The organism is Microbacterium maritypicum MF109 (assembly GCF_000455825.1).
Taxonomy (GTDB): Bacteria; Actinomycetota; Actinomycetes; order Actinomycetales; family Microbacteriaceae; genus Microbacterium; species Microbacterium maritypicum_A.
In genome coordinates, this window is the sequence record NZ_ATAO01000051.1 from 1 (window position 1) to 234 (window position 234).

At 75.6% G+C, this 234-nt stretch carries 1 protein-coding gene; it reads right to left on the bottom strand.

The genetic code is table 11. The annotated features are described in order from the left end of the window. A partial coding sequence (locus L687_RS0120860; protein WP_040569593.1) for an ATP-binding protein occupies nucleotides 1-234 on the bottom strand: 234 nt, incomplete at both ends.

Below are 234 nucleotides of genomic sequence, written 5' to 3' on the forward strand. Positions count from 1 at the left end.
CCAGAGGGATGTGCGCCGAGAGCGCGGTGCCGTCGCCCGGGGCGCTCTCCACATCGAGCCCTCCGCCGAGCTCCCGCAGGCGCGCGCGCATCGAACGCAGTCCGTAGCCGCCGCCGCGGCTGCCGACGCCGCCCTGGGCGTCCCAGTGCCGGGCGTCGAACCCGATCCCGTCGTCGACGATGTCGAGGCGCACCGCATCGCCGGCATCGGCCAGGGTGACCACGACACGGGAGG